Source organism: Agromyces sp. GL_144 (genome assembly GCF_057834305.1).
In genome coordinates, this window is sequence record NZ_CM174399.1 from 2,629,321 (window position 1) to 2,642,064 (window position 12,744).

Consider the following 12,744-nt stretch of genomic DNA (forward strand, 5'->3'; position numbering starts at 1 on the left):
CGCCGCGCTCAGCGGAGGTCGTCGTCGGGGTCGTAGATCGGGAACGTGCCGAAGCCGGGCTTGATGAGCGGCTCGGCCGCCGCTGCCCCGGTCTGCGTGGACGGCAGCACCCGCACGGTCGGCAGGCCGAGCGAGACGCGCGCCGCGCCGCCGCCGGATGCGCCGCCGGGCACCGCCGGTACCCCGCAGCTCTCGGCCAGCGAGCGATCCCAGGCGTCGCCGGAACGCGTGCGACGGATCTCGAGCGGCGAACCGTCGGGCGCGTCGGCGATGAGGTGGAACGGGGCCGCCTGGGTGATCGTGACCGACACGACATCGCCGGGACGCGGGACCTCGGAGCCCTCGGGCACCTCGAAGTGCACGAGTCGGCTGTCTTCGGCGCGACCGCTGAGGCGGTGCGTCTCGGCGTCCTTCTTGCCCTCGCCCGTGGACACGAGCACCTCGACGGCACGGCCGATGAGCTTCTGGTTCTCCTCCCAGGAGATGCGCTCCTGCAGTGCGGTGAGGCGTTCGTAGCGCTCTTGGACGACCTCTTTCGGCACCTGATCGGCCATGGTCGCGGCGGGGGTTCCCGGGCGGATGGAGTACTGGAACGTGAAGGCCGACGCGAATCGGGCCGCCTCGACCACGCGCATGGTCTCGAGGAAGTCCTCTTCGGTCTCGCCCGGGAAGCCGACGATGATGTCGGTCGAGATCGCCGCGTTCGGGATCTTCGCGCGGACGCGATCGAGGATGCCGAGGAACTTCTCGGATCGGTACGAGCGCCGCATCGCCTTGAGCACGCGGTCGGAGCCCGACTGCAGGGGCATGTGCAGCTGCGGCATGACCGCGGGCGTCTCGGCCATCGCGTCGATGACGTCGTCGGTGAACGCGGCCGGATGCGGGCTCGTGAAGCGGATGCGCTCGAGCCCGTCGATCTGCCCGGCCGCGCGGAGGAGCTTGCCGAACGCCTGGCGGTCGCCGAACTCGACGCCGTAGGAGTTGACGTTCTGGCCGAGGAGCGTGACCTCCATGGCGCCGTCGTCGACGAGCGCCTGCACCTCGGCGAGGACCTCGCCGGGGCGGCGGTCCTTCTCCTTGCCGCGGAGCGCCGGCACGATGCAGAAGGTGCAGGTGTTGTTGCACCCGACCGAGATCGAGACCCAGCCGCTGTACGTGGAGTCGCGCTTGGTCGGCAGTGTCGACGGGAAGACCTCGAGCGCGTCGAGGATCTCGAGTTGGGCCTCGTCGTTGTGCCGCGCGCGTTCGAGCAGGCTCGGCAACGACCCCATGTTGTGCGTGCCGAAGACGACGTCGACCCACGGCGCCTTCTCGAGGATGACGTTCTTGTCCTTCTGGGCGAGGCAGCCGCCCACGGCGATCTGCATGCCGGCGTGGCGTCGCTTGACCCCGGCGAGGTGCCCGAGGTTGCCGTAGAGCTTGTTGTCGGCGTTCTCGCGCACCGCGCAGGTGTTGATGACCACGATGTCTGGTTCGGCGCCGTCGGCGGGGACGTATCCGGCAGCCTCGAGCGACCCGGAGAGCCGCTCGGAGTCGTGCACGTTCATCTGGCAGCCGAACGTGCGCACCTCGTAGGTGCGCGGCGCGGGCGCAGCGTCGGGGGCCTCGGCGACCGAGACGTCGTCAATGATGCTCATGATGAGCCCAGTTTACGAGCCCTCGGCTGCGAGCACCTGCGTCACCACCTGACGCACGACCTCGCCCGAGTACCCACGCCGCTGCAGGAACGCCGAAAGGCGCCGCTCGGCAACGTGGCGATCGAGGCCCCGCAGCTGCCGCACACGACGCTCTGCGACCGTGAGCGCGTTCTCGAACTCGGTCTCGGGATCGAGGCCGTCGATCGCGGCGCGCGCCGCCTCGGCATCGACGCCGCGGCGCGTGAGCTCTTGGAGGATCGCCCCGCTGCCCTTGCCCCGCCGCCCCGCGTTCACATGCACGAGCTGCTCGGCGAGCCTGGCGTCGTCGAGGTAGCCGAATCGCTCGTACCGTTCGATCCACTCCTCGATCTCGCCGGCATCGAGTCCGTGCTCGACGAGCGCCGAGCGCACCTCGGCCACGGACAGCGAGGAGCGGCGAAGGCGCGCCACGATGATGCGGTCGATGCGGTCATCGCGCTCGGGCCCGGTCTCGGGCGCGACGTCGTCGCCGTCGGGCTCGGCGCCGGACTCGACCTCGACCGCGGAGAAGGGCCGAGCCGTTCGTGCGAAGGAACGCGACCCCCGTGAGTTCTTGGAACGCGAGAAGCCGGTCGACTGGATCGAGCTGTTCGCCCCGACCGAGCGACTGGCATCGGTCGTGGGACCGGGTTGCGGCGCGTGCTCTTCGTCGCGCCCTGCCGACTCGACCGAGTCGCGCTCACGCTCCTGCTCGGGCTTCGCCCACGGCAGGTACGAGACCGGGGCGAGGTGCTCTGATGCGTCGCTCATGGGTTCTCCCCCGGTCTCGTGCCGTGCTGCGCAGCGGTGCAGTCATGCAGTGGTGCAACGCAGCCGTGCGATCGTGCGTGGTGGCCTCCCGCGCCGCGGGCGGCCCGCTCAGGCGCCCTTGCGCCCGAGCTTGGGTGCGATCGGCTCGACGTTGGCGGGTGCCGCAGCGGCCCCGGCCGCGCCGGCGGCGCCGATGCCCAGCTTGACGAGGATCTTCGTCTCGATGTCGGCCGCGATGTCGGGGTTGGACAGCAGGAAGTTGCGGGCGTTCTCTTTGCCCTGCCCCAGCTGATCGCCGTCGTAGGTGTACCAGGCACCCGACTTCTTGACGATGCCCTGATCGACGCCGTAGTCGATGAGACTGCCCTCTCGCGAGATGCCGACGCCGTAGAGGATGTCGAACTCGGCCTGCTTGAACGGCGGGGCCATCTTGTTCTTGACGACCTTGACGCGGGTGCGGTTGCCGACCGCCTCGGTGCCGTCTTTCAGGGTCTCGATGCGACGGATGTCGAGGCGCACCGAGGCGTAGAACTTGAGCGCCTTGCCGCCCGCGGTGGTCTCGGGGCTGCCGAAGAAGACGCCGATCTTCTCGCGCAACTGGTTGATGAAGATCATCGTCGTGTTGGTCTGGTTGAGGCCACCCGTGAGCTTGCGGAGGGCCTGCGACATGAGGCGCGCCTGGAGGCCGACATGGGAGTCGCCCATCTCGCCCTCGATCTCGGCACGAGGCACGAGCGCCGCGACGGAGTCGATGACGATGAGATCGATCGACCCCGAACGCACGAGCATGTCGGCGATCTCGAGCGCCTGCTCACCGGTGTCGGGCTGCGACACGAGCAGGGCGTCGATGTCGACGCCGAGCTTCTTGGCGTACTCGGGGTCGAGCGCGTGCTCGGCATCGACGAAGGCGGCGATGCCGCCCGCGCGCTGCGCGTTCGCGATCGCGTGCAGCGTGAGCGTGGTCTTGCCCGAGGACTCGGGGCCGTAGATCTCGATGATGCGCCCGCGCGGCAGCCCCCCGACGCCGAGCGCGACGTCGAGCGCGATGGAACCGGTGGGGATCACCTCGACGGGGGCGCGGTCTTCGCTGCCGAGGCGCATCACCGAGCCCTTGCCGAATTGGCGGTCGATCTGGGCGAGTGCGGTCTCGAGGGCTTTCTCGCGGTCTACTGCTGATGGCATGGTGGGCTCCTTCGTGGTGTGCGGCTGCCTCTAGGCTGTCGTTGCTCGTGCGGGCCGTGACCCGCTCGTCTGGCGACAAGGCGGTTGCGGTGTGTTCCGACGTCTGAAACCGTATGGCCGGCCACCGACATCCGTGGGGCGAACCGTCTGGATGTGGAGAGCCGTGTCGAAGCTCCTGCTGTTGAGGAGCCTACCCGAGGAACCGAACAGACGTTCGAACGACGCGCCGAAGACATGTTCGACCTGTCGCGACGTGAATGGGCATCCGGCCGACCGGTGGCGCGAGAGCCGCGGGAGGCGCGTCAGCGACCGCCGTGCGAACCGGAATCGCCGGGCGCCGGGCGGCCGACGCCGTGCCTGCGCTCATCTGGCACGTCGGCCGCGTCGCAGAGCGCGAACCAGACCGTGCGGGCCGGCACCCCGGCGGCGAGCGCCTCGCGCGCGGTGCGTCCGCCGACGCCGGCGAGGGCGAGATCGGTGACGACGACGGCGCCGTACGCAGCCCCGAACTCATGGTCGACCGCGAACTGGAACTCGCTCAACTTCACAAGGTGCTCCTGCAACAACGGCGAACGGACGGGGTGAACGAACGATCGGCCGGTCCGAGGACCGGCCGATCGAGATCGAGAACGTGGGTGGGTCAGCGCACCATCATGCCGGCGTCGAACTCTGCGACGAGCTCGTCGGGAAGGCTGTCGGGCACGACCGAGAGGCTCTCGAGCACCGCGAGGCGGTCTCCGACCTCGTGCATGATCACCGAGATGGGCGTGTCGAGTGCTTCGGCGACCGAGGCGAGGATCTCGGAGGAGGCCTCCTTCTGGCCGCGCTCCACCTCGCTCAGGTAGCCGAGTGCGACACTCGCCTTGGACGCGACCTGACGAAGGGTCCGACCCTTCTGCAGTCGGAAGTCCCTCAGAACATCGCCGATCTCCTGTCGAACCAGAACCATCGGGAACCTCCTTCGTACTGCCTACGACTCCGCTGGAGCCAGAAACGGGAGCGTCAGTTTACCTGAAACTCTGTGCTTCCAACCTAGCGTCGCACACTGGGGCTTTCGTGTGAACCTGCGAGATGTAACAGGGTCTTCACGATCGGTATTCCGTACGCGGCGAGATCGATCGGATGCCACGGGAATCCGTGCGATCGGAGCCGTTCGGGCCGACCGCGTCAATGCTGCGCGCGCACCGCGCTGAGCGCCGCGTCGACGGCCGCGGCCACCGTCGCCCACCGGATCTCGGCACGATCTCCATGCAGCGAGAGCTCGACCGCCTCCACCCGGTCGCCGAGCGCGACCGCGACGTAGACCAGGCCGGGCGCCTTGCCGTCCTGGGGGTCGGGGCCGGCGACGCCCGTGGTGGCGACGCCGAGATCGGCCCGCAGCCCGCCGACCGCGAGAGCCCGTCGTGCGCCGACGGCCATCTGGCGGGCGACCTCGGGATGCACCGCGCCCTCGCGCGCGAGCAGCTCGGCGGAGACCCCGAGCAATGAATGCTTCACCGCCGTGTCGTATGCCACCACTCCCCCGTTGACGACGACGGACGCGCCGGGAACGCTCGTGAGCTCCGCGACCACGAGCCCACCGGTGAGCGACTCCGCGACCGCGATGCGCAGCCCGCGACGGGTGAGCTCGGCGACCAGCCGAGAGGCCGCCGACGCCTCGGCGCCGGGCTGCGGCATCCGCTCGCCCATGTCAGGACGCGCTGCGCCCGCTGCGGGCCAGGTGCACGGCGTCGCGAACGTAGAGCAGGCCCGACCAGAGCGTCAGCACCACGGCCGCCGTCATGAGCACGCCGTTGACCCAGTGGATCCACTCGCCGAACACGGTCCAGAGCGGGACGAGGGCGAAGGAGATCGCGACGGCCTGCACGACGGTCTTCAACTTGCCGCCGGATGACGCGGGCACGACGTTGCCCCGGCGCAGTTCGACGAGACGCCAGACCGTGATGCCGACCTCGCGCACGACGATGACGGCCGTGACCCACCAGGGCAGTTCGCCGAGGATCGAGAGGCACACCAGGGCGCCGCTCGTGAGGAGCTTGTCGGCGATGGGGTCGAGGATCTTGCCGAGATCGGTGACGAGGCCGCGCGAGCGCGCGATGTGGCCGTCGATGCCGTCGGTCGCGATCGCGATGATGAACAGCGCCGCGGCGGCCCAGCGCAGCCAGCCGTCGGCACCGTCGTCGACGAGCAGCATCCAGAAGAAGATCGGTGCGAGCAGGATGCGCACGACGGTGATCGCGTTCGGGAGGTTCCAGTTCGCCGATCGCCCGGGGCTTGCGGCGGAGGAGGTCATAGTCGACAGGATACCGGCCGGCCGCGGCCGGGACGTCGTGATCGGGCGCGCGCCTCAGCGAACTTCGGCGACTCGACGACCGAAGAGGTCAGTCGCGCCCCGTGAGGCCCCAGGCGTCTTCGTCGTCGTCGCCCTCGACCTCTGGCAGCCCATGCGTGGACCGCGCCACCGGGTCGTCATCGTAGCGGTCGTCTGGCGCGCCGTATCCCTCGGCCTGAGCAGGTCGGGCCTGCGGCGTGACGGGCGCGGCGGCCGAAGCCGCCTGGGGCGCCGACGCCTGCGGAACAGGTGCGGCCGGCTCCCCGCGCAGCCGCGCGAGCACCCCGGGCAGCTGCTCGGCCGTGACGAGCACATCGCGCGCCTTGGAACCCTCGGACGGGCCGACGATCTCGCGCGACTCGAGCAGGTCCATGAGGCGACCCGCCTTCGCGAATCCGACGCGGAGCTTGCGCTGCAGCATCGACGTCGAGCCGAACTGGGTCGACACCACGAGTTCGGCCGCCGCGAGCAGCAGCTCGAGGTCGTCTCCGATGTCGGCGTCGATCTCCTTCTTCTCGACGGACGCCGCGACGTCCTGCCGGTACTCGGGCCGCGCCTGACGGGTGACGTGCTTGACGACCTTCTCGATCTCGGCCTCGCTGACCCACGCACCCTGCACGCGCACGGGCTTGGAGGCGCCCATCGGCAGGAACAGGCCGTCGCCCTGGCCGATGAGCTTGTCGGCGCCCGGCTGATCGAGGATGACGCGGGAGTCGGTGACGCTCGTGACCGCGAACGCGAGGCGCGACGGCACGTTGGCCTTGATGAGGCCCGTGACGACGTCGACGGACGGCCGCTGCGTGGCGAGCACGAGGTGGATGCCCGACGCGCGTGCGAGCTGCGTGATGCGGACGATCGAGTCCTCGACGTCACGGGGCGCGACCATCATGAGGTCGGCGAGCTCGTCGACGACGACGAGCAGGTACGGATACGGCTTGAGCTGGCGCTCGCTGCCTGGCGGCAGCACGATCTCGTTGCCCACGACGGCCTTGTTGAAGTCGTCGATGTGCCGGAACCCGAACGACGCGAGGTCATCGTAGCGCATGTCCATCTCTTTGACGACCCACTGCAGCGCCTCGGCGGCCTTCTTTGGGTTCGTGATGATGGGCGTGATCAGGTGCGGGACGCCGGCGTACGGAGCGAGCTCCACACGCTTGGGGTCGATGAGCACCATGCGCACATCGGCCGGCTTGGCACGCATGAGCAGCGAGGTGATCATCGAGTTCACGAAGCTCGACTTGCCGGAACCCGTGGAACCGGCCACCAGGAGGTGCGGCATCTTCGCGAGGTTGGCCACGACGTGCCCGCCGCCGACGTCTTTGCCGACGCCGATGGTCATGGGGTGCTTCGCGTTCACGGCCGCCGTCGAGCGGAGGATGTCGCCGAGGGTCACGATCTCGCGGTCGGCGTTGGGGATCTCGACGCCGATGGCGCTCTTGCCGGGGATCGGCGAGAGGATGCGCACCTCGTTGGAGGCCACGGCGTAGGCGAGGTTCTTCGACAGGGCGATGACGCGCTCGACCTTGACACCCGGCCCGAGCTCGATCTCGTACTGCGTGACGGTCGGCCCACGGGAGAACCCGGTGACCCTGGCGTCGACGCCGAACTGGTCGAGCACGCCCGTGATCTGGCGCACGACCTCGTCATTGGCGGCCGAACGCGACTTGGCGGGAGCGCCCGCGGCGAGCGTCGACGACGCGGGGAGGTTGTACGGGCGGTCGGGCTCGGGTTCGGCCGACTGACCCGCCCCGGCGAGCGGTGCGCCGCCCGTGGCCGTGCCCGCGGCGGCCGCGCCGACGGCGGGCTCGTCGAACACGGCGAGCATGCCGGTCGCGCCGGCGTCGTCGCCGCGGAGGCCGGTGCCGCCGTGCGGCACGTCGCCGGTGAACTGCTGCAGGGCCGACTCGGCCCGCTCGAGGTCTCCGACGATCTCGGTGCCGTAGCCCGCCGCGCCGCCGACACCCTCGATCGGGGATTCGAAGCTGCCCTCGGCGGACCCTGCACCGAAGACGGCGGTGAGGCCGTCGGCACCCGGGGCGGCGAAGTCGGGATCGACCTCGCGGTTCGAGTCGTTGCGCCGCCACCAGGGCAGCATGCCGCCCTTGCCCGACGGTTCGTCGTCATCGTCGGCGCCGAGCGCATCGAGCGCGTCGATGCCGTCGAGCTCGACGGGCACGGCCTTGCGCCCGCGCTTCGGCTTCTCGGCCTTCGGCGCGGCGACGGGCTCGTCTGCGGTCTCGGGCTCGCCGAACAGCCACGCGTACAGCTCGCGGAACCGCGCCGGGATGCGGTTCGGCGGGGTCTTGGTGATGATGAGCACCGACAGCAGCAGGAGCAGGATGACGACCGCCGTCGCCCCGATCGGCGTGATGAGCAGGGCGAGCGGTTCGGCGAGCATCCACCCGAGGATGCCGCCCGCGCGGGCCAGCACGGGCATGCCCTCGCTCGGCTCGGGACGACCGCCGAAGAGGTGGCAGAGCCCGGAGACGGTGAGGAGCAGGATCGCCAGCCCGATGCCGATGCGCGTGTTGTCGTGCACTGAGCTCGGGTGGCGGAACAGCCAGACCGCGAACAGCACCATGATGACGGGCAGCGCGAACGCGACGCGACCGACGAGCAGGCCGAAGGTCCAGGAGTCGAGGTTCTGCGCGACCGGCTCGTTGATGAAGAACCATTCGACGACCGCCCCTGCGATGGCGAGGAGCACGAGGAAGAACGGCAGCCCGTCGCGGCGCTCCTCTTTCGAGAGCGTCTCGGGCCCGAGCGCGCGCGCAGCACCGCCCGTGACATGGGCCATGCCCATCCACATGCGGACGAGCACGTTCGGACGATCGGATGTCGCGGCCGCCGTCTTGGCGGCGGCGCCCCTCGTCGTGGTCGCCGGGAGCTTCTTCGTCGGGGCGGTCTTGGACGTCGTCGTCTTCGCACCGGACGCCTTCGAGCCCGAACGCGCGGACGCGCTCGGGGCGCGCCCGTTCGACCTGGTGCTCGTAGCCATACGCCCTACGTTACGGCCGACCGCCGACGCCGGCCGTCAGGCCGCCGCGAGTGTCCGTGATCGACGCCGCAGATGCCCGCGCGACCGCCGCTCACCCGAGCAGCCGAACCATGGTGTCGCGGCCGCCGCGCGAGGCGACCACGGCGAACCCCTCGCTGCGGTAGAGCGCCTCTGCGTGGTTGCCGTGCTCCACGCTCAACGCCAGGCGTGCGAACCCGGCCGAGCGCGCGGCATCCGTCAGCGCCTGCAGCAGCGCACGGCCCACGCCCTGCGCCCGCCAGACCGGCCTGACCCCGATGATGAGCTCCGGCACGCCGGCCGCGACGAACCCGTGCGCCGGCACGTCGGCCGCGAGCAGCCGGTACCACGCGGCCCCCACGGGCCGCTGCTGGGCGTCGTCGGCGATGAACCCGCGATCGGCCGGGCGCTGCCACCCGGTGACGTAGTTGCGGTAGACCGGGTCGCTCAGCACCGCGGGCCTCGGACGCGTCGCGTCCGTGCGCCAGTTCGCCGCCTCGACCACCATGTCGGCGAGGAATGACCCGTCGCCGACGCCGGCCGGGCGGATCGTGAAGTCCGCCATGGCCGGATGCTACGCCACGGCCGTTTCGCGCATGTTTCGCGCGGCACGCGCGATCGGCGCAGGCGGCCCGGGCGTTCGGCGACTCAGAACCGGATCGCGTCGATGACCCGCACGCGCACGGCCGTGATCGCGGGAAGCAGCCCGGCGAGCGCGCCGACGAGCACGGATGCGCCGATGCCGATGAGCGCCGCATCGATCGGGAACGGCGGGAAGTCCTCGACCATGCCCTGGCCCACGAGTTGCTCGAACATCGGACTCTTCACGGCCACGATCGCGAGTGCCACGCCGATGGCGCCCGCGAGCGCGGTGCCGACGACGCTCTCCATGAGCACGGAGAAGAAGACCCGCCCGCTCGTGGCGCCGAAACTGCGCCGGATGCCGATCTCTCGGATGCGGTACTTCACGGTGACCAGCGAGATCGTCACGAGGCCCAGCGCGCCGAGCAGCAGGATCACCACCGCGACGCCGGCGACCACGTACTTCAGCACGAGCAGCGGGTCGCCGCCGCCCCACGCGAGGTAGTCCTGTCGATTCACGGATGCCTCGGCCCCCGGCACCGCCCCGCGGAGCTCGGCCGTCAGCCGCAGGGCGAGTTCGTCGGCCGTGTCGGTCGGCACCCAGGCCTCGTAGGCGCCCGGGCCGTATGCCTCGGGCATGAGCGCGAACCGGTCGACCGAGTCGGCCAGGGCGAACGCACGCGGATACGTCTCGTAGTCGGAGGTGCGCACGACGCCGACCACGACGGCGGTGACGGCGCCATCGGCACCGCGCAGCTCCACGGTCGGGTGGGCCGCCATCGCCGGGCTGCCGAGCCGTTCCCAGAACGGCCGGTTGACGACGAGGGCGGGCGCGAGCCGCTGCCCGTCGCGCTCCGTGAACCAGGCGCCCTCCTGCATGGCCGTTCGGTGCATGACCCCGTAGTCGACGTCGACGACGGTGGCATCGACGCTCGAGAGCCCGTCGACGAACTGCGCCGACATCGCGCCGTACAGCACGCGGGACTCGTACTCGATCTCGTGCCGTTCGACGGCTGCGCGCCAGGCCTCGGTCGCGGCATCGGCATCGAGGTCCTCGCCAGAGGGCAGGTACAGGTTCGCGGAGAGCATCGCCGGCCGCCCCGAGTTGCGCTCGTTGCCCTCGTTGAGCGCCTGCTCCGCGACGGCCGCGGCACCGAGCACGGTCGTGAGCGCGAAGACTGCGATCGCGACGCCGATGAGCGAGAGCAGCACCCTGGTGCGGTGGATGCGGAGCTCTTCAGCGGACTCGACGAACGTGGAGACCACACCCGTGGCCGTGCGGCCGAGCCAGCCGATCATGCGAGCACCTCGTCGGGTTCGGCGATCGTGTCGGGGTCGGATGCCGCGTGCTCGACGTCGCGGGCATCGGTCAGGTCTGAGGCATCCGTCGCGCTCGCGGCATGCGTCACGCTCGCGGCATCCGTCGCATCTTCCGGCGTGCCGTCGAGCGGACCGAGCCGCCCGGCGTCGAGCCGCAGGTGACGCACGGCACGACGCGCGATCGCCGGGTCGTGCGTGATGGTGACGAGCGCCGCCCCGGTCTCGCGAGCGACCTGCTCCATGAGCGCCATGACCGTGCCGCCCGTCTCGAGGTCGAGGGCGCCGGTGGGCTCGTCGGCGAGGATCAGCCGCGGGCGCCGCACGAGCGCCCTCGCGATCGCGACGCGCTGCTGCTCGCCGCCCGACATGCGGTCGGGCATCGAGGTGAGGCGCTCGCCGAGGCCCACCCGTTCGAGCATCTCGGTCGCGAGGCGTTCGCGACGCCAGAATGCGGTTCCGCGATCGTAGAGCAGCGGGGTCATCACGTTCTCGATCGCCGTGCGCCCCGGCAGCAGGTTGAACTGCTGGAACACGAACCCGATCGACGCGCCGCGCAGGCGCGCGAGTCGCGCGTCGGACAGGCGTCGGACGTCGGCCCCGTCGAAGCGGATCACGCCGTGCGTCGGCCGGTCGAGGAGCCCGAGCAGGTTCAACAGCGTCGACTTGCCGGAGCCCGACCGGCCGACCACCGAGACCCGGTCGCCGTCGGCGATCTCGAGGTCGACGGACGAGAGGATCGTGAGCGGCGGCGCGTCGGGCAGCTCGACCGTGCGGCCGACGCCTTCGAGGCTGATGATGCTCACGCGCCGAGGCCCATGACCACACCCTCGCAGGCCATCGGATCGATCGAGCAGTCGGGTTCGGCCGCGGCCCCCGGAACGAACTGGAGCACGCTGTCGCCCTCGGCGAGCCCGTCGAGGATCTGCACGTTCTCGCCGTCGGTGAGTCCCAGCGTCACCGGGTGCTCCACGCCCTGGCCGTCGGGGCCGACGAGCCAGACCACGCCGGTCTCTGCGCCGCCCTCGACCGCCGTCGTCGGAACCACGAGCACGTCGTCGGCCGCGCCGGCCGCGATCGTCAGCTGCGCGGCGAGCCCCGGGAACACCTTCACGTCGCCCGGAACCGAGCAGTACACGGTCGTGGTGCCGCCCCCGGCGCCCGCACCCTCGACCGGAGTCTCGGCCGCGGCATCCGACACCTGGATCTTCAGCGCGGTGCAGGCGAACGGCGCAGGCCCGCCGGTGATCGCGACCTGCGCCTCGGCGGGGATCTGCGCGAGCCGGTACTGCTGCTCGGGACTGAGCGTCGCGGACACCCGGTACGACGGCGGCGCCACCCGGCCCGAGTCCTGCCCGACCGCGACCGCCTGCTCGGGAAGCACGTCGAACGCCGACAGCACCCCCGAGATCGGCGCGAGCACCTGCTCGAAGTGGTGGCCGGGCTCGCCGGGGGTCACCATCGGCTTGCCGTCGGGCCCGGTCGTGGTCGTCTCGACCGGTTCGTCGACGACCTTGATGTCGAAGAGCACGTCGCCCGACGCCACCGTCTGGCCGGACTTCGCGAACACCTCGTCGACCGTGCCGTTCGCGATCGCCTTGACGACCACGGCCGGATCTGCTGCGACCGTTCCCGCGAGCACCACGTCGTTCTGGATCGACGCCCGCGACACCTGCACCTGCGGCTCGGTGATCGTTCCCGTCGGCTGTAGTGCCGCGTCGGCCTGCGGTGCATCGGAGAAGAACGCCAGCTTGACGAGTGCGACGGCGATCGCCGCCACCAGCACCATGCGGATGATCGGGAAGATCCACTTGCGCCAGACGCTCACGGCCGGGCCTCCATCGTGTAGGGGTCGAAAGGGGTCGCCCCACGCTAGTGGCTCGGATGCC

General features: G+C 70.7%; 12 protein-coding genes. All 12 read right to left on the reverse strand.

Going from position 1 to position 12,744, the window contains the following annotated elements; all coding sequences use genetic code 11:
* Positions 1-8: 8 nt before the first annotated feature.
* Positions 9-1,637, reverse strand: a complete 1,629-nt coding sequence (gene miaB, locus AC3IPY_RS12035) for a tRNA (N6-isopentenyl adenosine(37)-C2)-methylthiotransferase MiaB (protein ID WP_489184513.1) — start codon at positions 1,635-1,637, stop codon at positions 9-11.
* Positions 1,638-1,649: 12 nt separating this feature from the next.
* The gene (locus AC3IPY_RS12040) at positions 1,650-2,426 is read right to left on the reverse strand and encodes a regulatory protein RecX (RefSeq protein ID WP_489184514.1); all 777 of its coding nucleotides are present in this window, start codon (positions 2,424-2,426) and stop codon (positions 1,650-1,652) included.
* A 108-nt stretch (positions 2,427-2,534) separates the two neighbouring features.
* Positions 2,535-3,608 carry a recombinase RecA gene (gene recA / locus AC3IPY_RS12045; RefSeq protein ID WP_489184515.1) on the reverse strand — a complete coding sequence of 358 codons (1,074 nt, stop codon included), beginning with the start codon at positions 3,606-3,608 and terminating at the stop codon, positions 2,535-2,537.
* Positions 3,609-3,910: 302 nt separating this feature from the next.
* Positions 3,911-4,150: a DUF3046 domain-containing protein gene (locus AC3IPY_RS12050; RefSeq protein WP_489184516.1), complete on the reverse strand. Its 240-nt coding sequence runs from the start codon at positions 4,148-4,150 to the stop codon at positions 3,911-3,913.
* 98 nt (positions 4,151-4,248) lie between these two features.
* Positions 4,249-4,557, reverse strand: coding sequence for a helix-turn-helix domain-containing protein (locus AC3IPY_RS12055; protein WP_156999602.1), 309 nt, complete (start codon positions 4,555-4,557; stop codon positions 4,249-4,251).
* Positions 4,558-4,775: 218 nt separating this feature from the next.
* Positions 4,776-5,297: a CinA family protein gene (locus AC3IPY_RS12060; protein ID WP_489184517.1), complete on the reverse strand. Its 522-nt coding sequence runs from the start codon at positions 5,295-5,297 to the stop codon at positions 4,776-4,778.
* A 1-nt stretch (position 5,298) separates the two neighbouring features.
* Positions 5,299-5,901, reverse strand: a complete 603-nt coding sequence (pgsA, locus tag AC3IPY_RS12065; protein WP_489184518.1) for a CDP-diacylglycerol--glycerol-3-phosphate 3-phosphatidyltransferase — start codon at positions 5,899-5,901, stop codon at positions 5,299-5,301.
* An 88-nt stretch (positions 5,902-5,989) separates the two neighbouring features.
* Positions 5,990-8,938, reverse strand: coding sequence for an FtsK/SpoIIIE family DNA translocase (locus tag AC3IPY_RS12070; RefSeq protein ID WP_489184519.1), 2,949 nt, complete (start codon positions 8,936-8,938; stop codon positions 5,990-5,992).
* Between the two features lie 91 nt (positions 8,939-9,029).
* Positions 9,030-9,521 carry a GNAT family N-acetyltransferase gene (locus AC3IPY_RS12075; RefSeq protein WP_489184520.1) on the reverse strand — a complete coding sequence of 164 codons (492 nt, stop codon included), beginning with the start codon at positions 9,519-9,521 and terminating at the stop codon, positions 9,030-9,032.
* A gap of 83 nt (positions 9,522-9,604) precedes the next feature.
* On the reverse strand, positions 9,605-10,837 hold the full coding sequence (locus AC3IPY_RS12080; RefSeq protein WP_489184521.1) for an ABC transporter permease: 1,233 nt from the start codon (positions 10,835-10,837) through the stop codon (positions 9,605-9,607).
* On the reverse strand, positions 10,834-11,661 hold the full coding sequence (locus tag AC3IPY_RS12085) for an ABC transporter ATP-binding protein (RefSeq protein ID WP_489184522.1): 828 nt from the start codon (positions 11,659-11,661) through the stop codon (positions 10,834-10,836). Before AC3IPY_RS12085 ends, AC3IPY_RS12080 begins: the two co-directional genes overlap by 4 nt.
* Positions 11,658-12,683 (reverse strand): efflux RND transporter periplasmic adaptor subunit, encoded by a 1,026-nt coding sequence (locus AC3IPY_RS12090; protein ID WP_489184523.1) that lies wholly within the window; start codon positions 12,681-12,683, stop codon positions 11,658-11,660. The genes AC3IPY_RS12085 and AC3IPY_RS12090 overlap by 4 nt, the downstream gene beginning before the upstream one ends.
* Positions 12,684-12,744 lie beyond the last annotated feature (61 nt).